Origin of the sequence: Prolixibacter sp. NT017 (assembly GCF_009617875.1) — a bacterium.
GTDB lineage: Bacteria > Bacteroidota > Bacteroidia > Bacteroidales > Prolixibacteraceae > Prolixibacter.
Genome location: NZ_BLAV01000001.1, coordinates 3638071 through 3662966, shown reverse-complemented (window position 1 = coordinate 3662966; position 24896 = coordinate 3638071). Strand labels below are relative to the sequence as shown.

Annotated in this window: 21 protein-coding genes and 1 riboswitch; of the genes, 11 read left to right on the top strand and 10 right to left on the bottom strand. The window is 45.0% G+C overall.

The window, feature by feature from the left end; genetic code table 11:
• Positions 1 to 182 precede the first annotated feature (182 nt).
• The 7 genes from GJU87_RS15280 to GJU87_RS15250 all read left to right on the top strand — a co-directional run bounded on the left by GJU87_RS15280 (position 183) and on the right by GJU87_RS15250 (position 6999).
• The gene (locus tag GJU87_RS15280) at positions 183 to 1535 is read left to right on the top strand and encodes a Na(+)-translocating NADH-quinone reductase subunit A (protein ID WP_153640288.1); all 1353 of its coding nucleotides are present in this window, start codon (positions 183 to 185) and stop codon (positions 1533 to 1535) included.
• 39 nt (positions 1536 to 1574) lie between these two features.
• Complete coding sequence (locus GJU87_RS15275; protein ID WP_106540394.1) at positions 1575 to 2729, top strand: NADH:ubiquinone reductase (Na(+)-transporting) subunit B; 1155 nt, start codon at positions 1575 to 1577, stop codon at positions 2727 to 2729.
• 11 nt (positions 2730 to 2740) lie between these two features.
• Positions 2741 to 3445 carry an NADH:ubiquinone reductase (Na(+)-transporting) subunit C gene (gene nqrC / locus GJU87_RS15270; RefSeq protein WP_153640287.1) on the top strand — a complete coding sequence of 235 codons (705 nt, stop codon included), beginning with the start codon at positions 2741 to 2743 and terminating at the stop codon, positions 3443 to 3445.
• Position 3446: 1 nt separating this feature from the next.
• Positions 3447 to 4097 (top strand): NADH:ubiquinone reductase (Na(+)-transporting) subunit D, encoded by a 651-nt coding sequence (locus GJU87_RS15265; RefSeq protein ID WP_106540392.1) that lies wholly within the window; start codon positions 3447 to 3449, stop codon positions 4095 to 4097.
• A 28-nt stretch (positions 4098 to 4125) separates the two neighbouring features.
• Positions 4126 to 4743: an NADH:ubiquinone reductase (Na(+)-transporting) subunit E gene (gene nqrE, locus GJU87_RS15260; RefSeq protein WP_106540391.1), complete on the top strand. Its 618-nt coding sequence runs from the start codon at positions 4126 to 4128 to the stop codon at positions 4741 to 4743.
• A 44-nt stretch (positions 4744 to 4787) separates the two neighbouring features.
• The gene (gene nqrF / locus GJU87_RS15255) at positions 4788 to 6050 is read left to right on the top strand and encodes an NADH:ubiquinone reductase (Na(+)-transporting) subunit F (RefSeq protein WP_153640286.1); all 1263 of its coding nucleotides are present in this window, start codon (positions 4788 to 4790) and stop codon (positions 6048 to 6050) included.
• Positions 6051 to 6201: 151 nt separating this feature from the next.
• Positions 6202 to 6999, top strand: a complete 798-nt coding sequence (locus GJU87_RS15250) for a toxin-antitoxin system YwqK family antitoxin (RefSeq protein WP_153640285.1) — start codon at positions 6202 to 6204, stop codon at positions 6997 to 6999.
• Here GJU87_RS15250 and GJU87_RS15245 read toward each other — a convergent pair.
• The gene (locus GJU87_RS15245; RefSeq protein ID WP_228492012.1) at positions 6996 to 8084 is read right to left on the bottom strand and encodes a DUF3810 domain-containing protein; all 1089 of its coding nucleotides are present in this window, start codon (positions 8082 to 8084) and stop codon (positions 6996 to 6998) included. The two genes, GJU87_RS15250 and GJU87_RS15245, sit on opposite strands and share 4 nt — an antisense overlap.
• Positions 8085 to 8207: 123 nt before the next feature.
• Between GJU87_RS15245 and GJU87_RS15240 the strand changes: the two genes are divergently transcribed.
• The 4 genes from GJU87_RS15240 (at position 8208) to GJU87_RS15225 (ending at position 12335) form a co-directional block, all read left to right on the top strand.
• Positions 8208 to 9851 (top strand): S8 family serine peptidase, encoded by a 1644-nt coding sequence (locus GJU87_RS15240; protein ID WP_153640283.1) that lies wholly within the window; start codon positions 8208 to 8210, stop codon positions 9849 to 9851.
• Between the two features lie 7 nt (positions 9852 to 9858).
• The gene (gene xseA, locus GJU87_RS15235; RefSeq protein WP_153640282.1) at positions 9859 to 11328 is read left to right on the top strand and encodes an exodeoxyribonuclease VII large subunit; all 1470 of its coding nucleotides are present in this window, start codon (positions 9859 to 9861) and stop codon (positions 11326 to 11328) included.
• A gap of 7 nt (positions 11329 to 11335) precedes the next feature.
• The gene (xseB, locus tag GJU87_RS15230; RefSeq protein ID WP_153640281.1) at positions 11336 to 11539 is read left to right on the top strand and encodes an exodeoxyribonuclease VII small subunit; all 204 of its coding nucleotides are present in this window, start codon (positions 11336 to 11338) and stop codon (positions 11537 to 11539) included.
• A 268-nt stretch (positions 11540 to 11807) separates the two neighbouring features.
• Entirely contained in the window at positions 11808 to 12335 is a 528-nt protein-coding gene (locus tag GJU87_RS15225) for a hypothetical protein (protein ID WP_153640280.1), read from the top strand.
• Positions 12336 to 12389: 54 nt separating this feature from the next.
• Here GJU87_RS15225 and GJU87_RS15220 read toward each other — a convergent pair whose 3' ends face one another.
• The 9 genes from GJU87_RS15220 to cmk all read right to left on the bottom strand — a co-directional run bounded on the left by GJU87_RS15220 (position 12390) and on the right by cmk (position 24882).
• The gene (locus tag GJU87_RS15220; protein WP_153640279.1) at positions 12390 to 14792 is read right to left on the bottom strand and encodes a TonB-dependent receptor; all 2403 of its coding nucleotides are present in this window, start codon (positions 14790 to 14792) and stop codon (positions 12390 to 12392) included.
• A gap of 34 nt (positions 14793 to 14826) precedes the next feature.
• A riboswitch (TPP riboswitch) is annotated at positions 14827 to 14922 on the bottom strand.
• Between the two features lie 410 nt (positions 14923 to 15332).
• Entirely contained in the window at positions 15333 to 16967 is a 1635-nt protein-coding gene (locus GJU87_RS15215; protein ID WP_153640278.1) for a lytic transglycosylase domain-containing protein, read from the bottom strand.
• Positions 16968 to 16975: 8 nt separating this feature from the next.
• Positions 16976 to 17611, bottom strand: coding sequence for a DUF5683 domain-containing protein (locus GJU87_RS15210; RefSeq protein WP_153640277.1), 636 nt, complete (start codon positions 17609 to 17611; stop codon positions 16976 to 16978).
• Positions 17612 to 17640: 29 nt separating this feature from the next.
• On the bottom strand, positions 17641 to 18516 hold the full coding sequence (locus GJU87_RS15205; RefSeq protein ID WP_106540380.1) for a ParB/RepB/Spo0J family partition protein: 876 nt from the start codon (positions 18514 to 18516) through the stop codon (positions 17641 to 17643).
• A gap of 33 nt (positions 18517 to 18549) precedes the next feature.
• Positions 18550 to 19350: a ParA family protein gene (locus tag GJU87_RS15200; protein WP_153640276.1), complete on the bottom strand. Its 801-nt coding sequence runs from the start codon at positions 19348 to 19350 to the stop codon at positions 18550 to 18552.
• Between the two features lie 268 nt (positions 19351 to 19618).
• Entirely contained in the window at positions 19619 to 22111 is a 2493-nt protein-coding gene (gene priA, locus GJU87_RS15195) for a primosomal protein N' (protein WP_153640275.1), read from the bottom strand.
• 104 nt (positions 22112 to 22215) lie between these two features.
• The gene (gene pfkA / locus GJU87_RS15190; protein ID WP_228492011.1) at positions 22216 to 23241 is read right to left on the bottom strand and encodes a 6-phosphofructokinase; all 1026 of its coding nucleotides are present in this window, start codon (positions 23239 to 23241) and stop codon (positions 22216 to 22218) included.
• Positions 23242 to 23330: 89 nt separating this feature from the next.
• Complete coding sequence (locus tag GJU87_RS15185) at positions 23331 to 24185, bottom strand: 4-hydroxy-3-methylbut-2-enyl diphosphate reductase (protein WP_153640274.1); 855 nt, start codon at positions 24183 to 24185, stop codon at positions 23331 to 23333.
• Positions 24175 to 24882, bottom strand: coding sequence for a (d)CMP kinase (gene cmk / locus GJU87_RS15180; protein ID WP_153640273.1), 708 nt, complete (start codon positions 24880 to 24882; stop codon positions 24175 to 24177). Before cmk ends, GJU87_RS15185 begins: the two co-directional genes overlap by 11 nt.
• Between the last annotated feature and the right edge of the window lie 14 nt (positions 24883 to 24896).

Here is a 24896-nt window from a genome sequence, read left to right as displayed (position 1 = left end):
TAAATTAACTATCAAGGTCCTAAAACATACATATATTCAGACATTTGCAAGATTCACTTTTAGAAATTGAATAGCGTTGGGAATGAATATTTTAGAATGTGCTTATAAATTAGAGCAAAGATTGTGAAAAAGTACCTAAATATTTACTTTTGTGCATCAAATTAATCATTCAAATCACTACAATGTCAAACGTTATAAAGCTCAAGAGAGGTTTAGATATTCAGCTTAAGGGTAGGGCAGAGAAGATCCTGGAACAAATGGATCGCCCCGACACTTTCGCCATTAAACCTACCGACTTTCATGGGCTTACCCCGAAACTTGCAGCAAAAGAGGGAGACAAGGTAAAAGCCGGATCTCCGCTGTTTTTTGACAAGTATCAGCCGGAAGTAAAGTATGTTTCTCCGGTGAGCGGCGAGGTGGTTGCCGTCAACAGGGGTGAGCGTCGCAAGATTTTAGAGGTGGTTGTGAAGGCAGATGGTGAGAACCTGTCTGAGGAATTCCGGAAAGCTAATCCGGCTGATTTAAGCCGCGATGAAGTACGTGAGGAATTGCTCCGCTCGGGTTTGTGGCCGGCGTTTAAAATGCGACCTTACGGAATCGTGGCGCGCCCGGACGAAAATCCCAGGGATATCTTCATTTCGTGTTTCGACAGTGCCCCTCTGGCTCCTGATTATGATTACATTCTTAGCGGTGAAGAGAGCGCCTGGCAGACAGGTTTGGATGCCCTCAGTAAACTGACCGATGGTAAAATCTATCTGGGTCTTCCGGCTGAAGGTGCCAACAAAGTATTTGCCAATTCAAAAGGCGTTGAAATCAAACGTTTCCAGGGACCACATCCGGCAGGGAATGTAGGCATTCAATTGCATACCGTTGCTCCTCTTGCGAAGAATGAAGTCGTATGGACGATTCAGCCGCAGGATGTTGTTGCCATAGGTAAACTGTTTGAGAAAGGCATTTACGACCCGTCCCGAATTATTGCTTTTGCGGGCTCCGAGGTGAAAGAACCACGCTATTACCGTACGTGGGTTGGTGCTAACCTGGCAGGTTTGTTCAACGGCCGGTTGACCAACGATCATGTTCGTTTTATCAGTGGAAACGTACTAACCGGTACCCGTATCGAATCAGATGGATTCTTAGGATTTTACGATTCGATGGTTTCGGTTATCCCGGAAGGCGATTATTACGAAGCCTTCGGGTGGGCCCTCCCCGGATTGAATAAGTTTAGTCCGTCTCATACCTTCTTCTCATGGCTCGGTTCGAAGAAGAAGAAATACCGTCTGGATACCAATATGCACGGTGAAGAACGTGCGTTTGTTGTTTCGGGTGAATACGAAAAAGTATTACCGATGGACATTCTTCCTGTGTACTTGTTGAAAGCCATTTTGGCCAATGATATCGACAAGATGGAGAAATTGGGTATCTATGATGTTGTGGAAGAAGATATGGCGCTTTGCGAGTATGTTTGTACCTCAAAAATTCAGGTACAGAGCATCTTGAGAAAAGGCATTGACTCCATGATCAAAGAGTTAGGCTAACGGACTGTCTTTTTAGTTGAAAATAATTCAAATATATCGATGAAAGCAATTAGAAATTTGTTCGATAAAGCAAAGCCCCATTTTGAAAAGGGTGGTAAATTTCACATGTTCAAATCGGTCTTTGGCGGATTCGAGACATTCTTGTTCGTCCCGAATCATACCAATAAGAACGGAACACACATCCGTGACTATGTTGACCTGAAGAGAACAATGGTGATTGTTGTCGTTTCCCTGATTCCCGCTTTGCTTTTCGGCATGTACAACATAGGTTATCAACACAATTTGGCTGTGGGAGAAACTGCTGATTTCTGGCAGACTTTCTTTTATGGTTTCATTCGTGTTTTACCAATCGTAGTCGTTTCGTATGTTACCGGATTGGGAATTGAGTTTGCCACGGCGCAGATGCGCGGGCACGAGATTAACGAAGGATTTCTCGTATCAGGTATGCTGATTCCGCTGGTTATGCCAATCAACACTCCACTGTGGATGATTGCAGTAGCCACCGCTTTTGCCGTCATTTTCGGTAAAGAGGTATTCGGTGGAACCGGTATGAACATACTGAACCCGGCACTTACGGCACGTGCGTTTCTCTTCTTTGCCTATCCGTCTTTCATGTCAGGCGATTCAGTCTGGACGCGAATCGGAGCTGGTAACCATGCAGTCGATGGTTTTTCAGGTGCGACCGCAATGGCGCAAGCAGCACAGGGACATCCCATCACGTATTCCGTTTCCGATATGTTCTTCGGATTTATTCCAGGCTCCATAGGTGAAACATCAACGCTGGCCATTCTGATTGGTGCAGCCATCTTGCTTTGGACCGGAGTTGGAAGCTGGAAAATCATGCTTTCAGCTGTATTGGGTGGAACCGTTATGGGACTTCTGCTGAATATTTTTGCTGTGAATGCTTATATGGCCGTTCCGTTCTGGGAGCATTTCATCATGGGTGGATTTGCCTTCGGTGTCGTATTTATGGCTACTGACCCGGTTTCGGCTGCACAAACACCGAAAGGAAAATGGATTTATGGTTTCCTCATCGGATTCCTGGCTATCCTGATTCGGGTTATCAACCCGGCTTATCCTGAAGGTGTGATGCTGGCCATCCTGCTGATGAACGTATTTGCTCCGCTGATTGACCACTATGTGGTAGAGAGCAACATTAAACGAAGAATGAAACGCGCAACTGTTAAAGCCTAAATATTTAAGAAATGGATAAGAACGGAAACGCTTACACATTTATATATGCTTCGGTAATGGTTGTTTTGGTAGCGGCGGTTCTGTCGTTTGCTGCCATGAAGCTGAAAGCACCGCAGCAGGAGAATGTGAAGATTGAGAAACAACAAAGCATACTGAAGTCGTTAAATATCGAAGTCAGCGCGGATAAGGCAGAGCAAGTCTACAAAAAGACGATTACCGACTCATACGTTGTTAACACCAAAGGCGAGCAAATCAAAGGTGATGCCTTTACCGTTAACCTGAAAGAGGAACATGCCAAGCCGGCTGATGAACAGAAATTACCTGTGTATGTTGCCGATTTGGGCGATCAAGGTAAGAAATACATCATTCCCGTAAGGGGAACCGGTTTGTGGGGACCTATTTGGGGATATCTTGCTTTTGACAGCGATGGAAGCACCATTTTTGGCGCAACCTTCGACGACGAAGGAGAGACACCCGGACTGGGAGCACAAATTGCCACCGAAGGATTTCAAAAGCAATTCACCGGCAAATCGATTTTCAATTCTGAAGGAAAATTTGTTTCCATTTTTGTGGCCAAATCAAGTGAGAAAGGTAAAGCTAATCCGAAACACAGTGTGGATGCCATTTCGGGTGGTACCATTACCAGTAAAGGATTGCAGAAGATGCTTCAGGTTGATTTGAGCAAATACACTGAATTCTTTAAAAAAATAAGATAAAATGAGCGACAAGGAACCTTTATTCTCAAAAAAGAACCTGAGATTGCTGACCGACCCGCTGAACAGCAAAAACCCGATTACCGTTCAGGTATTAGGTATTTGCTCGGCACTGGCAGTAACCGCTCAGTTGAAACCGGCTGTGGTAATGTCGCTGGCTGTAATCGTGGTTACGGCATTTTCCAATTTAATTATATCAATGCTTCGTAATACCATTCCGAATCGGATCCGTATCATCGTTCAGTTGGTTGTTATTGCTGCATTGGTGATTCTGGTCGACCAGATTCTGAAGGCATATGTTTACGATGTAAGTAAGCAGTTGTCGGTATTCGTTGGTCTGATTATTACCAACTGTATCATTATGGGACGTCTGGAGGCATTTGCATTGGGTAATAAACCGATTCCGGCATTTCTCGATGGAATCGGTAACGGTGCAGGTTACGGCCTCATCCTGGTGATTGTTGCATTCTTCCGTGAGCTTCTGGGTTCGGGAACTCTCTGGGGATACCATGTGATTCCGGCCAGCTGGTACATCGATAACGGAGGATGGTATTCCAATAACGGTATGATGATTCTGCCTCCGATGGCATTGGTTACTGTAGGTGTCATCATCTGGGTACAGCGTGCCAAAAACCGTGAATTGATAGAGGACTAATCGGAAACAGAAAAAACGAACAAGCGATATGGAAAATTATATTAACCTGTTTGTCAAGTCCATCTTTGTCGACAACATGGTATTCGCCTACTTCCTGGGAATGTGTTCCTACCTGGCGGTATCAAAATCGGTTAAAACGGCTACCGGACTCGGGCTTGCAGTCATATTTGTATTGGGAATCACCGTACCGGTGGATTACCTGCTTGAGAACTATGTATTGAAAGAAGGTGCGTTAACCTGGTTGAGTAAAGACTTTGCCAACGTTGATTTGGACTTCCTTAGCTTCATCATGTTCATCGCTGTTATCGCATCGATGGTACAGTTGGTGGAGATGGTCGTTGAAAAATATGCACCGGCTCTGTATACCAACCTGGGGATTTTTCTTCCCCTGATTGCAGTAAACTGTGCAATCCTCGGTGGTTCATTGTTCATGCAGCAGCGTGAATTTGTGGACATCGGCGAAGCAACAGCTTATGGTTTAGGCTCCGGCGTTGGCTGGTTCCTGGCGATTGTAGCTATTGCGGCCATCCGTGAAAAGATTCAGTACTCGAATGTACCGGCTCCGCTTCGTGGACTGGGTATTACATTCATCATTACTGGACTGATGGGGATTGCATTTATGGGCTTTATGGGAATTAAGTTTTAATCTCCGAAAGGGTTAAGAGTTAAATGATAAAATCAATTGAAATCATGATAATTCTGGCAACACAAACAGCAGTTATCGTCACCAGCGTAGTGGTATTCCTTCTGGTCATCCTGCTGCTGGTTGGTATTTTGCTGTATGCGAAAAAGAAGTTAACCCCATCGGGGTCAGTCGTTGTAAACATCAACGATGGTGAAAAAACGATTGAAACGGAGCCCGGTTCTACGTTACTTTCAACACTAGGAAATAATAAAATCTTCCTGCCGTCAGCGTGCGGTGGTGGTGGTACCTGTGGTATGTGCCGTTGCCAGGTCGATTCGGGAGCCGGAAGTATTCTTCCGACTGAAACCGGATTCTTCACCCGGAAAGAGCAGCAGAACAACTGGCGTCTTTCATGTCAGGTGAAAGTGAAAGAAGATATCGAAATGCGCGTCCCGCAGGAGGTGATGGGTATCAAGAAGTGGGAGTGTACAGTTGTTTCGAACAAGAACGTGGCTACCTTCATTAAGGAATTTGTGGTAAAACTGCCCGAAGGCGAAAACCTCGACTTCAAATCAGGTGGTTATATCCAGATTGATGTACCGAAAACTGAAGTGGACTTCAAGGATTTCGAGATCGACGAAAAATTCCGTGGTGATTGGGAGAAATTCGGTTTGTTCGATCTGAAGATGAAAAATCCGGAACCGACTTACCGTGCTTACTCTATGGCCAACCACCCGGCAGAGGGCAACATTGTGATGCTGAACATCCGTATTGCAACGCCTCCGTTCGACCGGGTTAACGGTGGATTCCAGAAAGTGAATCCGGGAATCTGTTCCTCTTACATCTACTCGCTGAAGCCGGGTGATAAGGTGACTATTTCAGGACCTTACGGTGAATTCTTCCTGAAGGATAACGATAACGAAATGATGTTCATTGGCGGTGGAGCCGGAATGGCACCGATGCGTTCGCACCTGTTCCACCTGTTCCACACGGTGAAAGAATCGAATAAGAAAGTAACTTTCTGGTACGGTGCCCGTTCCTGGAAAGAAGTTTTCTACTACGATCAGTTCCGTGACATCGAGAAGAACTTCCCGAATTTCGAATTCCATCTGGCTTTGTCGGAACCGCTTCCGGAAGATAACTGGGATGGCCCGACAGGTTTCATTCACCAGGTGATTTATGACAATTACCTGAGCAAGCACGAGGAACCCGAAGAGATTGACTACTATCTCTGCGGACCGCCGATGATGAATGACGCGGTAACCAAAATGCTTTACGAATTGGGCGTTCCGGATGAGAACGTACTGTTCGACGACTTTGGAGGTTAATAAACCCAAGGATAATTCAAAAAGACCGTTTTCTGTTCAGAAGACGGTCTTTTTATTTTATATTAGTCGGGAAATTGTCCTGACCTGGAATGCCAAAGACTGTTTGCTTTTCTTGTTGAAAAGAGATTTTGGGTAATTAAAAACAACGCATGTGAGACTATTCATTGTGTTTACTATGCTCATTGGATTTATGAGCTTCGGATTTGCTCAGGAGCCGGTGAATCAAACTGATTCCAACGGTTTAAAGCAAGGTCATTGGATTGGCCACTATCCCAATGGTAATATTCAGTACGAAGGAACATTTGTCGACGGTGAGCCGGTTGGTGAAATGAAACGGTATTATCCCAACGGTCAGTTGCAGGCCCGGATGCACTATGTGCCCGGTTCGGACAGTATCATTGCCGAGATTTATAATAAGGAAGGTAAAAGAACAGCTAAGGGGGTTTTCCTGGGAAAGAAAAAATCGGGTACCTGGACCTACTTCGATGGCGATCGCATCGTATCATGTGAGCACTACCTCGATGGATTGCACATGGGAACCGATACCATCTGGTTTAAGAGCGGAAAGCCGGCCCGGACCAGTGAGTGGGAAGCAGGCAAAATGAACGGAGTTGTGCGCGAATATTATCCCGATGGCAAGCTTAAGTTCGAGATGGTTTACGTCAACGGAAAAAGAGATGGATTGACGGTTGCATACTTCGAGAACGGCGACCCCGAGATTGAAGGAAATTACGTTAATAATCTGCGCAATGGCGACTGGAAATTTTACAACCAGGACGGAACTTTAAAATATACCCTGAAATACGATAAGGGTGTTTTGCTGAATTCCGATGTACTGAACAAAGCTCAGCAGAAAGAATTCAACGAGATGGAGAAAAACCGGGAAGTGTTGAAAGACCCGGAAAAGTATCGCAATGATCCGTCCGGATATATGGCACCCCGACGTTAATGTTTCTCCTTTTGCTCATACCAGCGAAGAACCAGCTCAACTACCTGGTTGTAGTTTAGAGTTCCCTGCTTAATGTTGTTGCTTTTCAGGTAGGCGTCGTTGGCAGCCGTTTGTATTCGGTCCAGCTTCTCATTTCGCAACGCTCGCCAGTATTTTTGTTCGGCTCGTATGTCAGCAACCACTTCGGGCCTTAGTTTCTTCACGTAATCGCGATAGTTTTTCAGCGGAAGCGCATCGACCAAAAAATATTGTATAAGGTTAAAATTGGCTGAGTACCGCAAATATGGATTTGAGGACGTGCTGCAAACCACATAAGCGCAGAAGTTGGCTTCCGATTCCCGTGCCATTCCAAACTGATGTGCTTTTTCGTGCGCCAGCACAAACGGATATTCGGTGGGCAACAATTTCCCGTTGATATGAACTTCGTTGAAAAACGGCCCGAAATAACCACTCACGCCTGATTTGGCAAATAACCCTGAATAGAGCATCGTTTTCGGCCGACGGTAACCGTTAGGATAAGTAATTTGTAAAAAGTCAGCGTTGGCCTTATAGGAAGCTTCAATAGCAGTATTCATGTCGGCTTTCTTCAGGCTGTCCATTTCCATCCACGATGCATTGGTTTGGGCGATTAAAGTATCCAGTGTTTTGATGAAGAGACTATCCGGCAATTTCCCGGAAGGGAAATGAAGACGGTTCTCGATAGAAGGCCGGAAATAGTTGAAGCCCCAAACGAGGTAGAAGTAGCTGTAAAGAATGACCAGAAACTGCAAGGTCTTCCGTAGTGTCGTAGTGAACCTGATTTTCCGGAATATCAGTAAAAGAATAACAACAATGGCAGCGAGCACAAATGCTGTCCAGAAGATGTCCCAAAGCGAAAAAGGTACAAAACGACTGAAGAACGAAAGGACGGTGGCAATAACCGGATAGAGTCTGTGGGAATACCAATCATCAGTCAATTGCGGAAAGCGAATTGCCAACCGCGTTATCAGGAAAACGACAGCTGCCACCCAAAATACTAAATAACGGGTTGGAAACAGAAATCCACGCACTTTTCGCCAGTAACTCATCACAACACTTTTCCTCAAAAATATAAAATTGGAGGTTGGTAAAGTCGATTTAGCAAGGATGTTTTAACTGCAAGCAAAGAAGAATGAACGAAAATTCTGTTTCATTGTCCGGAAAAATTAATTTTACTGAAAAGCTCCTGAATGAAACTAGCCTGGCTAATCATATTATTGTATTTCCCTTTGTTGGTTCATGCGCAAAGTACCGGTGCAAGGTATCGCATCGAATTTACCGATAAAGTTGGCTCGGCTTATGATTTGTCGCATCCGGAGAACTTTTTGTCAGAACGGGCGCTTTCGCGTCGCACCCGATACCATATTCCGTTAGAAGAAAAAGATTTGCCGGTCTCTGCTGTTTATCTCGATAGTTTGAAGAAGCATGGATTTAAAGTTTTGTACACTTCCCGCTGGTTCAATTTTGCAACAGTTGCGGTTGTGTCTCCGGAAGATACTGCCGGCGTTTCGGAATGGAATTTTGTTCGTTCGATAAGACTAACCAGACCGGAAAATGTGTTGAAAAGTGCTGAAAGTAAGTGGGTTGATATTAAAGTGCCTGCGACAAAAAGTGCACAAAGCGAACCTGACGACACTTATGGCTATTCCAGCGAGCAGGTAGCGCAGTTGAACGGGAAAATTCTGCACGAAAATGGTTTTAAAGGACAAGGCATGCTGATCGCAATTCTTGATGCCGGTTTCCGTGCTGCGAATCAGCTGACTGTATTCGACTCACTTTTCTTTCAAAACAGAATGCTGGGAACCCGTGATTTTGTCAATCCCCAATCCGATGTTTTCCAGGAATATCAGCATGGCATGAATGTTCTTTCGCTTATGGCGGCGAATTCGCCCGGCACATTGATTGGAACAGCACCGGATGCGAGTTATTATCTCATTCGGACAGAAGATGAGAATTCGGAATACCCGGTTGAGATGGACAACTATATTGCTGGTTTGGAACTGGGGGACAGCATCGGAGCCGACGTTATCAATGCTTCGCTGGGCTACTTTATTTTCGATGATCCGGCGGATAACCTAAGCTATGATGAGCTTGACGGAAAAACATTGATGATTACGCGGGCTGTGGAACTGGCCGAAAAGAAAGGAATGATTGTTTGCGTCAGTGCCGGAAATGAAGGAGATAATGCATGGCAGCACATCATTGCGCCGGCCGATGCAAACGAAATTTTGAGCATGGCGGCGGTCAATATAGCAGGGGAGAGGGCAAGATTCAGCTCCATCGGTCCTTCGGCTGACGGTCGCATTAAGCCGGAAGTGGCTGCCTGCGGATGGGATGCATGGATTCAGAAATATCCAAATGAGATCGGCACGTCAAACGGAACCTCATTTGCTTCTCCGCTTGTCGCCGGCCTGACTACCTGTTTGTGGCAGAAATATCCGGAAAAAACATCGGCAGAAATAATCGATGCCGTTATCCAAAGTGCCAGTCAGTACGATTTGCCGGATAATTACCTGGGATATGGTATTCCCGATTTCGAGAAGGCGTCGTTACTTTTGCAGGAGACGGTAACTAAAGATAAATCAGAAAAGCAATGGAAAGTATCTCCCAATCCCTTTGTGAACAACATACGGTTGGAGTACCAGGGGCCGGGGCTATTGGATGATACTTCGGCTACCTGTATATTGCTTAACGGCACAGGAACAATTTTGAAAGAAGAACGTTTGTCAGGCAGAATCCAATGGTTAAATCCGGGTTCACTGCCGTCAGGTTTGTACTTTCTGCAGGTGATTACAAAAGGAGTAACGGAGAACCATAAACTCATAAAGAAGTAAGGTGTACATGGCTTCATCAATTGAAAATAAATTACGACTATCTGAACTAAATAATCGGGTAAAAGGAGTTCTTCAGGACGCTTTCCCGACAGCAGTCTGGGTAATTGCAGAGATATCCGAGATGAAAGTCAATCGGAGCGGACACTGCTACATGGTGCTCGTTGAAAAGGATGAAGATTCTGATGAAGTTCTGGCACAGGCCCGTGGAACCATTTGGTCGTATACATTCCGGATGCTTCGGCCCTTCTTTGAGACAACGGCGGGACAACCACTTTCGGAAGGAATGAAGGTACTGGTGAATGCCACCGTTGAGTTTCATCCGCTGTATGGTTTCAGCCTGAATATTCGGGATATTGACCCAACTTATACACTGGGCGACATGGCCCGGAAACGGCTTGAAGTAGTCAACCGGTTGAAGGACGAGGGCGTATTTGAGATGAACAAAGAGCTGGAATTACCCATGGTTCCGCAGAAAATTGCGGTCATTTCTTCATCGACGGCGGCGGGTTATCAGGATTTTCAGAATCAATTGAATAACAATGCTTACGGTTACCGTTTTTACACGCATCTTTTTCCGGCCCTGATGCAGGGGAACCAGGCCAAAGAGTCAATTATTGCTGCACTGGAGCATATTTACCTGTACGAAGACTTCTTCGACGTCGTGGTGATCATTCGCGGGGGAGGTTCACAGCTCGACTTAAGTTGTTTCGACGATTACGAACTGGCCTTTCATATCACGCAGTTTCCCCTTCCGGTGATAACCGGTATAGGGCATGAAAAGGATGATACCATCAGCGATATGGTAGCGCATACGCGCATGAAAACACCGACAGCTGTAGCCGAATTTCTGATTGCCGGAGTCATGCAGTTTGATGTCCACCTGGATGAATTGCAACAGGAGTTTGTCAATTCCGTGGAGAATATTTTGGCAGAATCTCGGCAGCGGCTCGATAGTGCTGTTAAAACCCTGAAGCCTGTGGTTCAGCAGTTGTTGTTTAACCGGCAAAAGAAGCTAAGCCGTTATGGCTGGCAGCTGGAAAGTTCTGTCAGTGAGGTTTTGCGGAATAACGAATACCGGTTATCCCGGAAAAAAGATGAGATAAAGGAATTATCCGGACGGTTCATACATGATAACCGGAACAAATTGGATGAGTACCTTCATTATATCAGTCGGGCTTCAGCACATCAGATGGAGGAAGGAAGATCGCGAATGAATGCCATGTTGGAAAAGCTTAAGAGACAATCGAAAAATCGTTTTTCTGCTGAAAAGAACCATTTGTTACTTGCAGAAAAGAGAAAGGAGTTGTTGAATCCTTTGAATATTCTGAAGCGAGGCTATTCGATTACTTATCATAACGGAAAAGCGTTGAAAGAAACAGCGCAATTACAAGAAGGCGACGAAGTTCGTACGTTGTTGAAAGACGGCACATTTACCAGTCGTGTTTTAAATAAAGAAAATAAATCATCAAAAAAATAAATCAGTCATGACAAAGAAAAAGATCTCATACAAAGAGGCTGTCAATGAGATAGAAGAGATACTCGAGCAGATGGAAAGTGAAGAACTTGATGTGGATGAGCTTTCCGATAAGGTAAAAAGAGTATCCTATCTGATTAAGGTGTGCAAAGATCGGTTACACCAGACGGAGGAAGAAGTAGAAAACATCCTGAACCAAATGGAGGATAACTAGTGCCTGAGTTATAGAAAATAGCTGCCTTTTGACGCTTTTGTGGCTATGTATGCGTTGAGTAAAGAGGAAGGTCCTTGGTATTTGTTATTGGTTTTCAATCTTATATTCGATTTGAACAAGCATGCTTTAAAATATGTTATAAATGCTATTATAATCGAACATTGAAAATAAATTGCTTGCAACATAGCTATAAGTGTTGTAATTTTGGCTCGATAGTATTCTGAATACTATCACATTTCTGATAGCAGCATATTTAAAATTCTAAAAAATGGCCGACTCAAAAATTGAATTAACATTAGGTTCATTCCGTTTCTCGTGCGAGGGTGAAAAGGAATGGGTGGAAGTACAATTAGGACGTATTCTCGATCGCGCTCCTGGATTATTAAGTTTAGGAGGCGAGGTTGCAGCAGCTTCTGCAGGGGAAGAAGTTGGAGAAGTGGCAGCCGAAGAGGCTCGTCCTGTTGCACGTCGTGGTCGCAAACCGCGTGAAGTGAAGGCGAAAAAACCTGTATCAAGTGATCCGTTATTGGATTACCTGAAAGAGAAAAAAGCCGATAACAATCAGGTGCGGAAATTTTTGGCGACTGCAGTCTATCTGCACTCACAGGGAACCCAGAAATTCTCTACACCGATGATCTCCAAGAAATTGAAAGCAGCCGGAATTCCAAAGCTTTCTAATGCCAGCGACTGTCTGAACAAGAATGTGAAGAAAGGTTTCTGCATTAAGGAAGACAAAGAGTTTGTATTGACAAACGAAGGTATTCAGGCTGTCATTGGTGACGGCAATCAAGACTAAAAAATAAAAACCCGCCTTGAGCGGGTTTTTTTATTTCCTTTTTTACCTCAGATTCTAGAATCTGGCTCGAATTCCGACCAGGTAATTAATACCTGCCTGCGGATAATATCCATCCATCTTCTTTCTTACACCATTTTCGTAATAGGAGTAAACCCACGCGTTGCTTGAGTACATCGCGTTAAAGATGTTGTTCACCATAACCGATAAGGTTAACTCTTTGAAAAGGCTCGTCGGGATGTGATAGTCAGCTTTCAGGTTACTGAAAAAGTAAGCATCCAGTTTCCGGTTTTCAGACGAAGTGTTGTCGATGTATTGTTTCCCAACATAGTGGGACGAGAAGTTCACCGAAAGCGGCTTTGTTGGTTGCCAGCTGATTTTACTTCCCGCTACGACATCCGGAGAAAAAGCAATGTCGGTTGTTCCGAGGTAGTTGGAAATCTGCTGGGGATAGTTGTCTGCATCATCAACATATTCGGTAAAATTTTTAATCTTATTCCGGCTAAAAGTAGCATTGGCATCCCACCTGAGCGACTTGCAAATTCGCCAACCTCCGGTTAATTCAATTCCCGCACGGTAACTGCTCGGAGCATTGGTCATAATCGCTGAGCCAACATCGTTAATTTCGCCAGTCAGGATAAGCTGATTGACATAGTCCATGAAGTAGAAGTTGACACCGAAAGCGAAATTCGTGGAGCGGTAATTATAGCCGACTTCGTAATCGTTCAGGTTTTCCGATGTAGGCATGGGACCATTCGGAGCGGCATCGACGTAGTTACTGCGGTTTGGCTCGCGATGAGCTTTTGCAAACGACGCGTACATCTTATTCTGGTCATTTGGCGAATAGTAAATCCCCACTTTGGGATTGAAGAAGTCAAAAGAGTGACTCTGGGTAATATCCCTCAAGTCGTCGTCTTTCCCGTCGATTTTGTAACCGATATGCCGGTATTGCAAATCGAAATAGGCATTGAGCCTCGAGGAGAACTGGTGGTTCAACTTGCCATATACGTTGTAATCGGTCTTAAGTCCGGTAGAATAGTACCACTGATGGTTAATCGGATTTTCACCATAATACTGAGCCCAGATTACTTTTCCGAAGTGCCGGCCGTCGTATTGGTTCCAGGCACCTCCAAGTGTCATACTATTTTTACCCTTGTCATAGTTCAACGAGAAAGTTGTTCCGTAAAAATCATTATCCAGCCATTTCCGGCGCACTAAATCGGTCGACTGTACCTGTGTGCCACCAATGGTCGGAGGCGTCATCAGGTAATCTACGAAACTTTGGTCGGGCTTGTATTCCTCGTAATATCCGCGACCGTACGTGTAATGCAGTGCCGCATTCATATTAAGATGCTCATTGAAGCGATGGGAGTACAGCAACTGGTAGTTGTCCTGCCAGTAATTGTCGGTTTCGTTGTTGTAATAGTGCGCTTTCCCCTGAGCATCGGTGTACTCACCGGCCGGATTATACCGGCGGTTGGTCGCCAGCATATCGGAAGGAATTCCATACCAGGCCTGATATGTTTTTTCGATACCGGAGAAGATGTTGACTTTCAGAATTGATTTGGTTGTGTAATATCCCCCTGAGAGGTAGTACGATTTTAAATCGGACCAACCGCGGTCGACGTAACCGTCCGAAGTAATTTTGGAAAGTCGGGCGTCGAAAGAGAATTTTCCATTCAATAAACCGGTCCCGGCCGACACTGTATTTTTAAACGTGTTGAACGAGCCGGCAGAAGAGTTCACTTCCGCGTAAGCGTCTTTGTTCAGATTGTTCGTTTGCATATTGATGGTTGCACCAAATGCGCCGGCTCCGTTCGTCGATGTTCCCACTCCGCGCTGAACCTGCACATTTTGGAGCGATGAAGCCAGGTCGGGCAAGTCTACCCAGTATACACCGTGCGATTCTGCGTCGTTTACCGGAATACCATTAACAGTCACGTTAATACGGTTGGCATCGGTTCCCCGAATACGGAAACCTGTGTAGCCGATTCCCGTTCCCGCATCCGATGTTGTCACCAACGAAGGTGTCATGCTCAGCAAATAGGGAATATCTTGTCCCATATTTTGTTCTTCGATGCTCTTTTTCGACACATCGGAATAGGCAACAGGCGTTTTGTCTCCGGCACGTGTTGCCGAAACAATTACTTCATCAGCCAGTACCGCTGAAGATTTCATGGTAATGGCAAGTTTTCCTTTTACCGGTACGGTAATTTTTCGGGAAACCGGCTGGTATCCCAGGTAAGAAACTTTTAGCACGTAGTTTCCTGTTTTTAAATTTTCAAAACGAAACTCTCCGTTTGGGTCGGTTGGCATCCCGACAAATGTGTTCTCGATAACAACATTGGCACCGATGAGCGGTTGGCCTTTTTCATTTTCCACACGTCCGTTCAACGTGTTCTGCGCATTCGCTGAAAGGAAGATCAGCTGCAGCAGCCATAAAGCAAGAATTTTTTTCATTTTAAATCGGTTTTTAGATGAATAAAAACCAATGGGAGTAGAGTAACACATGTTCCCTACCCGGAATTACCCGGACAGGTTCAAAGGGTATGTTCTCAGCCTGTTATTTAAGGCACCCCATTGTTTGAAAGCGGTACAAAGGTATAGAAATATTTAGAACCCGTATGAATATGGGCGGGAAACGGACTTACTGTCATTTTTCCGAAGCAGGAGTCACCATGAAATCAGGAAAATAGAGTAAGTAAAAAATTGTAAATAGAGGAATGAAAGTGGAGTTGAAAAGGAAATAAAGAATGCAGGATGCTGACAGTTCTTAATGGGAATGGTGATGGGAAGAAAAGGAGTTATGACTCTGAAAATTAAGTCGAAAATTTGTATGTATGGACATAAAAAGTTATTATTGCACATACTCCTTTTTATTCTAATTGCCTTTTTACCTCGCCGGAGTTCGAGTGCTCCAAAATTACTCCGGTGCAAAATGAATTAGAAAAAAGAAAAGGGCTGGTGTTCGCCAGCCCTTGTTCTTTATTTCATTTTACTTTATGCATTCGTTGGAATTTTAATCCGTTGGCCTGGTTTCAGGCTTTTCGCATCTTTGATTCCATTCATCTTCATGATATCAAAATTGGAAACTCCCGGATATTTCCGTGCAATCGTCCAGAGATTGTCTCCCCTGCGCACTGTGTAAATAGTATACGGGCCATCAGTATCTACTGTTGACTGAACTGCTCTGTTGGCAGGTACTTTACCCGATTGCTTTTGTGCGAAGGTCATTGAGTTGTACTGCTTGTAATGTGCTCCTTTTCCTTTGGGAACATAAATGACCAGTTTCTGTCCAACGCGAATCAGGTTTCGGTGAATATTATTCCAGTACCTTACCTGGGAAGCTCTCACATGAAACCATTCTGCAATAAAGCCCACGTTGTCTCCCCGTTTCACAGTATAGTAAACTTTGTCTTTGCCTGCCACATCACCCGGAGTGAAGTAGGAATAATGGCGACTGGGAACAACAATTTTGTTGTTGGGGAAGAACTTATCGCGGTTGTAAGCGAATACAAACGATTCCTTATCGATGAAATCCGAGGTTTTATTGGCCGGAATCTTCAGCGTGTATGCCTTCTTCGCTGTCGCTGGAATAATGTCTCTGCGATATTGCGGGTTTAAATCACGAAGCTCTTCCACCGGAATATTCAGCACCGCTGAAACCTGTTGGAAGTTGAGATAATTGTGAACTTGGATGGTATCAGTTACAATATCAAACGAAGGTTGAGTGGGGGCCAGATGGTGCTCTTTTGCATAGTTCATAACATACGCAGCAGCAATGAATGCCGGCACATAACCACGGGTTTCGCGCGGAAGATGATAGTAGATTTTCCAGTAATTTTTGGTGCCTCCCGAACGGCGAATCGCTTTATTTACGTTGCCCGGGCCACAGTTGTATGCCGCAATCACCAGGTGCCAGTCACCATAAATGTTGTACAGATCTTGGAGATATTTGGCCGCAGCTTCGGTTGATTTCACCGGGTCGCGACGTTCGTCAACAAATGAATTGATTTCCAGTCCTAACATTTTACCCGTTCCATACATAAACTGCCACAGACCGCAAGCTCCAGCCCGGGAGAAAGCTCTCGGGTTCAATGCCGATTCAATGATGGCCATGTATTTCAGTTCCAGCGGCAGATTATATTTATCGAGAATCTGTTCGAATATCGGGAAGTAATAATTGGCGAGCCCCAGCATCACTTTTACCTGGTCGCGACGTTTGATGGTATAGAGCGTGATAAAATTCTTGACGGTATTGTTGAAAGACAGATCGATGTACGAATTAATATCCTGAAGTCTGTTGATGTAAACAGAATCCGGAAGTGCTTTCTTCAATGAGTCGGGTAGAGTATTATAACTGAGACTATCAAATTCGAAGGCATTCTGGACATACCAGGTGTTGACCATCGAATCGAGTTTCTGTGCTTCAAGTTCGCTTAAATCTTCATTCGGGAGGGTATAGGTCTTGTCGTAACCATTGTCGACGGTGTCGAGTTTGGTAACGGCAATAAACCTTGCCTTCTTTAAATCGTAATCCCGGCTGGTCTTGGAATCATCCTTGGCAACCAGTGTCGCCGGGATTAATCCCGCAAAAGCCACGAGCAATGTAATTTTCTTCCACTTTCCCATCATATCGTTCTCTAAAATTTGATGTTGACCTTAACGCCAACTGTTTGCCTGCCGTAATAATTCATTGGAGCAGGTGCGATCCGCATACTCAAATCATCACTGATGTCATAATCGAAAAAGTTTGCGTCAACGCTTGCATCAATGATATTTAGCACATGCAATGCAAACATACCAATAATTGTTAAATCCCTGTTTCTCCGATAGAAATCTTTACCACTTTGCAATTGCTTGGTCACATAATTGAAATGAGTGGAGTTGGTAAGATCAATCGAGGGATTATTGATAAACTTGTCGAGGTATGCCTTGTCCTGTGCCGTTAATTGGCTTGGGCTACTGTACTGCGATATGGTCCGGTACGCTTCAAAATAGTCGTTATACAAATTATTGTTCCAACTAAATCCGTATATCAAACCTGCAAAGCCTCCATAGATGATTGGAAGCTTCCAGTATTTTTTATTGTATATCTGCCCAAGACCTGGAAACAGGGCCGAATATATTGACGCTTTTTTCGGCGAATGCTTTTTGTGATAGAGACTTTCAGAAATCTTCACACTGTCCTTCACCGCTTTCCGCACCTGTGCCTGGCTCGCTATGCTATTCCCTAGCAGGCCTATGATGATGAGTAGCCCCGTTAAAAATTTTTTCAAAATGTCGATTCTTTATTTTCGACACAAATTTAGGAATTCAGTCTGTCAAAAATGCCAATGATCCGTTCTAATTCCTTTGGATCGGTAAAAGGAATCACAATTTTCCCTTTTCCTTTGTCATTTATTTTGAAATCGACACTGGTATTGAAGTATTTCGACAAGTGAGTTTTCAATTCTCCGTACTCTTCGGGGAAACTTTGCGTCTTCTTGGGTTTGGCACTGCCTTCACCATCATCGGAGTTGATTTTCCGTACGATCTCTTCCACTTTCCGGACTGAAAAATCATACTTGACAATCTGCTTGAAGATCATCACCTGTGTCTCCGGCTCGGCAATGTTGACCAATGCCCGGGCGTGTCCCATACTGATTTCCTGCTCGCGAATGCCTTTTTGAATAACGGCAGGCAGACGAAGCAAGCGCAGATAGTTCGACACCGTTGAACGCTTTTTCCCAACACGCTCACTCAGGCTTTCCTGGGTGAGATCGCACTCTTCAATCAGTCGTTGATAACTGAGGGCTACCTCGATCGCATCCAGGTCTTCACGCTGAATGTTCTCGACAAGAGCCAACTCCAGCATCTCTTCATCACCAGCTTCCCTGACAAATGCGGGAACTTTGTCCAGACCGGCAATTTTTGCCGCCCTAAAACGTCTTTCTCCGGCAATGATTTGATACTGCTCATCATTTAATTTCCGAAGTGTTAACGGCTGGATGATACCAATTTCGCGGATAGAAGTTGCCAGTTCTTCCAGTGCTTCTTCGTCAAAAGTGGTCCTGGGCTGAAATGGATTCGCCTGAATTTTCGACAATTCAACTTCATTGGAAACCGAGGTAGCTTCTCTTACCTGATCGGCATCATCAATCAACGCGCCCAGTCCTCTTCCCAGAGCATTTCGTTTGGCCATAATTCAGAAATTAAAAAATGATTAGTGTTCGAGTTATTGTTCTACAGCTTGTTTGCTGTTGAGTTTTGTCATTTCGTTGTTTTGCAATAATTCACGGGCCAGGTTCAGGTAGCTGACAGCACCTTTTGAGCTGGCGTCATATGAAATAGCCGGTACACCGTAGCTCGGAGCTTCCGACAACTTGATGTTCCGGGCAATAATGGTTTCAAAAACCATATCCTGGAAATGCCTTTTTACCTCTTCGTAAACCTGGTTCGACAGGTTGAGACGGGCATCGTACATCGTCAGAAGGAAACCTTCAATTTCGAGTTTCTGGTTCAGCCGGTTTTGAATGATCTTAATGGTGTTGAGCAGTTTCCCCAAGCCTTCGAGTGCGAAATATTCACACTGAACAGGGATAATTACAGAATCCGCAGCTGTTAAAGCGTTGACAGTAATAAGTCCAAGAGAGGGAGAACAGTCAATCAAAATAAAATCATAATCATCGCGGACTTTCTCCAAAACATTTTTCATCACCATCTCCCGATTTGGGCGGTTGAGCATTTCGATTTCTGCTCCAACTAAATCGATGTGTGATGGAAGAAGTTCAAGATTTTCTGTTTCGGTTTTCAGAATCGTCTTGTGCGGATCGACGTCATCCACGATACATTCGTAAATACTTGTGGTAACGTTGCGAACGTCGAATCCTACGCCCGACGTAGCGTTGGCCTGGGGGTCGGCATCGATAATAAGTACCTTCTGCTCCAGTACAGCAAGGCTTGCCGCAAGGTTGATAGCCGTGGTTGTTTTACCCACGCCACCCTTTTGGTTCGCTAATGCAATAATCTTTCCCATTACGTTTGTTTTGGATTAAGAATGTTTGTCAAAATTAAAAATTTACATGTAAACAGATAAATGTAGAACGGAATCGGGGGGCATAGATTGTTAATAACGCTCCGTTTATCAACAATTTTTTGCTTATATCCTAAGCAAAATAGCAGTAATAAACAGACATTCAGTAAGTACACGATTTTAATTTAGGCGTGGAACGTTGATAACATTTTTTGCGTGGAACATTAGTTGCTCAGACTGTAAATAATTATCATAATTATGAATAGAACGCTTACATCGGATCCACATCGATGTTGATCTGAACACCCGAGTTGCCCGGTTGAATTTTGGCTTCATCCAGGATTTCCTGTAGTTTTTTCTTGGCGCTGACGATGGAAATATCGCGCTCTATCTTCAGCCAGAATTGTTTGATGTACCAGGTTTGTATCCGGTTAATGACCGGATCTTCGGGGCCCAGCACACGGTTACGGAATGAACGTCGCAGCATGCCGCCCAGTTGATTGGCAATGCGCTCCAGTTCACGCTTGTCGCGATGCTTTAAAACGAGACCAATCAGGCGGTAATAAGGTGGATACTTGAAGTGCTTTCGTTCGGCCAGCTGTCCTTTGTACATGCCGGTATAGTCGTTTTCGATCACTTGCTGAATGATGTGGTGGTCGGGCTCCGATGTCTGGATAATAACTTTTCCCTGCCGGTGTTTCCTGCCAGCCCGGCCGCTCACCTGTGCCATGAGTTGGTAGCTGCGTTCGTATGCTCTGAAATCGGGATAATTGAGCAGATTGTCTGCATTGAGAATACCAACGACACTCACGTTTTGGAAATCGAGGCCTTTGGTCACCATTTGCGTGCCAATCAGTATATCGATTTTTCCGGAATCATAGTCATGAATGATCTTCTCAAACGACTTTCGTGCCCGGGTGGTGTCCAGGTCCATTCGGGCTATCCGGGCATTCGGGAAAATAAGCGAAACTTCGTCTTCAATCTTCTCGGTACCAAATCCCTTGGTGGTAATTTCAGCACTTCCGCATGCCTGGCAATTAGACGGATGATGCAGTGTGTAGCCGCAATAATGACAAACCAGTGAGTTGTTGTGTTTGTGGTAGGTCAGGCTTACATCGCAATGCTTGCATTTGGGCACCCAGCCGCAGGTTTTGCATTCGATAAATGGAGCAAAACCACGACGGTTCTGAAATAAAATTACCTGTTCTTTTGCTTCCAGTGCTTTTTCAATTTCCTCGAAGAGCAGAGGCGTGAAATGTCCGCGCATCTGTTTGCGTTTATATGCATCCCGCAGATCGGCAGTGAGGATTTTCGGCAATTCAATTTGCTGAAAACGCTCGGAAAGCTCTACCAGGCCGTATTTTCCCGTTAGGGCATTGTAATACGACTCGATGGCTGGTGTAGCAGTTCCCAACAGAACTTTTGCGCCTGTCAGATGGCTCAACACGATGGCTGCGTCTCTGGCATGGTAGCGCGGTGCCGGGTCGAACTGTTTGTATGAATTCTCGTGCTCTTCGTCTACGATGATCAATCCAGGAAACCGAAAAGGAAGAAAAACCGACGAACGTGCCCCGATGATAACCTGGTACTGGTTTTCGTCCGATTCCGGATCGAAGTTTAGCACTTTGTTCCAAATTTCTACTCGCTCGGCATCGTTGAAGCGACTATGGTAAATTCCGGCTTTGTCGCCAAACACCTGCTTCAATCGTTGCACAATTTGAGTCGTCAGGGCGATTTCGGGCAACAGGTACAAAACCTGATTCTTTTCCTGAATATATTTTTCAATGAGACGGATATAAACCTCTGTCTTGCCGCTGGAAGTGACGCCGTGGAGCAGGGTGACCTGTTTATCTTCGAGGTGTTGCTCGATTTCGGCGTAAGCCTTTTCCTGTGCCAAGCTCAGCTCAAATCCATCACGGATATTCCCCGCATACTGACTGATGCGATCGACGCGTCTTTCAACCGGTTTAAAAATTCCTTTTTGGATGAGTGTATTGAGTGTGGCAGTCGTGGTTCCGACCTTTTTCAGCAGAAGTTTCTTGTTGTATTCTTCCAATGCTTCCGCACTACCAAAACGCGTGTATTCCAGAAACCGCATCAATAGTTCCTGTTGTTTTGGTGCACGCGACAAGTCATCTACCAACTCTGTCAACTGGCTTTCGCCGGAATATTCTTCGGCCAGGCGGACGTATGTCTCTGTCCTTGGTTTGTAACCGGGGCGAAGCGATTCTTCTACCGAAATGGCACCCCGGTTCAACAGCGATTTGATGACTGAATAGGCGTTGCCTTTCTGGTCGGCACGGTTCAAATCGGAAACTGACGATATTTTTCGGTTACGGAGAAAAGTCAACAGAAGGTTTTCCCGGGAAGACAGTTCATCTTTGTCAGTCTCGTATTCCGGGTTGAAAATCACCCGGGTTTCGCTTTCCAGTTTTAGTCCGGATGGGAGAGCTGCTTTCATCACTTCGCCCAGTGAGCAGTGGTAGTACGAGGCAATCCACTCCCAAAATTCAAACAACTCGGGATGAACGACGGGTTGCTTATCCAGTATCGTTTCTACGGACTTGATTTCGTACCCGGTGGGCTCATCGTTGTGGATTCGGTGAACCAATGCTGAATAGAACTTTTTCTTTCCAAACTGCACAATGACCCGCACGCCCGGCTGCAATTCTCCATTCATCTCTTCCGGCACCGAATAGGTAAATTTTCCCGGCAACGGAAGTGGCAGAATAACATCGACAAAGCGCTGTGGGTGGTGTATCATTGATGTAAAAACAGTTTCAAGCAAAACTAATTGATTTCCCTAAAGAACAAAAAAGCCGGAGAAAACTCCGGCTAACGTGCAAATATTTTCGGTTTCTGACAGAATTATATTGACAGCATGCGCAGTACTCTTAACAAGTGTTGATTGACCGCTTTCTCATTTTTGATGGCTTTGTTGAACGGTACGTGCACAATTTCATCGAACTCGATTCCTACCATCACACTCTTTTGGTCATCCAGCAATGCCTCTACCGCAGCAACCCCTAAACGACCTGCCAAAATCCGGTCGGATGCAGTTGGCGAACCACCACGTTGTACGTGTCCCAATACGGTTACCCGAACGTCGTATTGTGGGTATTCTTTTTCAATTTTGGAAGCAATGTTAAAAGCGCCGCCGGCTTTATCGCCTTCAGCCACCAAAACGATAGATGACTTTTTATTTTTTCGGTATCCCGTTTCGATGTAAGTTTCGAGTGTTCCTATATCCGTATCGAACTCAGGAATCAGAACCGCTTCGGAGCCGGCTGCAATTCCACCGTTCAACGCCAGGAAACCGGCATCGCGGCCCATTACTTCGATGAAGAACAGACGCTCGTGAGCCGTTGCGGTATCACGAATCTTGTCAACAGCCTGGACAATGGTATTGAGAGCGGTATCGTAACCAACGGTAAAGTCGGTTCCAAACAAATCGTTATCGATGGTTCCCGGAACACCGACGATGGGGAAATTAAATTCCTGGGCAAAAATACGTGCACCGGTAAAAGTTCCGTCACCGCCAATGACCACCAAAGCATCAATGTTTTCTTCCTTCAGGTTTTGATATGCTTTCTCACGGCCTTCTTTCGTCATGAACTCCTTGCTCCGGGCAGATTTTAAAATCGTTCCGCCCGACTGGATGATATTACTGACATCACCGGATTTCATGGTCTGGAAGTTTTTGTTGATCATTCCTTTGTAGCCGTAGTAAATTCCGACCACTTCCCGGCCAAAGTAAATAGCCGTTCTGGTAACGGCCCGAATGGCTGCATTCATGCCGGGCGCATCACCTCCCGATGTTAAAACGGCTATTTTTTTAATGCGACAGTCGCTGTACACATTGGGATCAGGCATGTTAAGAACATTCTCCTTCATTTTCTGAAAAATTTGAATCCGGGTCAAAAGTAGCGCCGATGTTTTCTTAACAACAACCACTACCGTTAATTAATTATAAAATTATTTGATTATTTCGTCAGTATTCTGACCTTCTCAGCCACGTCTTCCATCAAATGCCAGGGAGTGGAGGTTGCTCCGCAAATACCGACTTTTTGAATATTTTCAAGCCATTCCGCTTCGACTTCATCCGGTGAGGAGATGAATTTGGAGTTGGGATTGGTTTCCTTGCTGATTCCAAACAACATTTTTCCGTTAGAGCTTTTTTTCCCGCTAACGAACAGCACCAAATCAAAACGACGGGCAAACTCCCTGATACGAGGAACGCGGTTGGAAACCTGCCGGCAAAGTGTATCATGAATGATAACCTCGGTACCACGCTGTTTTATCGCTTCGGCCAGCTGATAGAAGCCTTCCATGTCTTTCGTCGTCTGAGAAAACAGTTCCACCGGCCGGTCGAAATCGATTTGCTCCAAATCATCTGGTGATTGGATGACAATCGCTTTGTCGTTAGTTTGACCGACCAAACCATTTACTTCGGCATGGCCTTTTTTCCCGTAAATAACGACTTGTCCGTTACGCGCTTCCTGTTGGCTCTGACCTTTACGAACTCTCTCCTGAAGTTTCAGAACCACAGGGCAGGTGGCGTCGAGTAGTGTGATGTTGTTTTTACGGGCATGCTCATATGTGGAAGGTGGTTCGCCGTGAGCGCGTAGTAGTACGGTGCAGTCTTTCAGCTGAAAGAACTGTTTATGATCGATGGTTTTTAGCCCTTTTCGGGACAGACGTTCCACTTCGGTATTGTTGTGAACAATATCTCCCAGGCAATAAAGACTGTCCTCAGTTTCGAGCGTTTTTTCAGCCTTCTGAATCGCGTTCACTACGCCGAAGCAAAATCCCGATTTGCTGTCAATCTCAATTTCCATTGCGATTTAATCTTTCCATAACTTTTTTGTTAGCCCACGCTAACTGTTCTTCAGGAGTGAGGTGACTATTGTCGAGAACAATGGCGTCATCTGCTTTTCGGAGTGGACTCTCGTCGCGGTTCTCATCGATGTAATCCCGCTCCACAACGTTGGCTTTGATTTCTTCAAAAGAAACATCGTCCCCTTTGGCTTTCAGCTCGTCATAGCGGCGCTGAGCTCTTACTTCCGGCGAAGCCGTCATGTATATCTTTAATTCCGCGTCCGGAAAAACCACTGTTCCAATGTCTCTTCCGTCCATCACAATACCCTTGTCTTTTCCCATTTCCTGCTGAAGCGCCACCAAATGTTTCCGCACTTCACCGATAGTTGCCACCGGACTGACATTCCGGGAAACCGGCAACTGCCTGATTTCTTCTTCTACGTTTTCATCGTTGAGGTACGTTTCACTTTTCGAGATTGTCTCGTTATATCGAAATGTAATTTTAATCTGATTGAGTTGAGCGATTAAACCGGTTTCGTCAACCTTGCTGTCATTGATCAATCCATTCCGCAGGGCGTAAAGGGTCACAGCACGGTACATCGCGCCGGTGTCGATATAAGCGTAGTTTAAAAGGGATGCCAGCGCTTTGGCCAGCGTACTTTTTCCACAGGAGGAGTGGCCATCGACAGCGATGACTATTTTTTTATTTTCAGACATGTTATTCTCAGTTT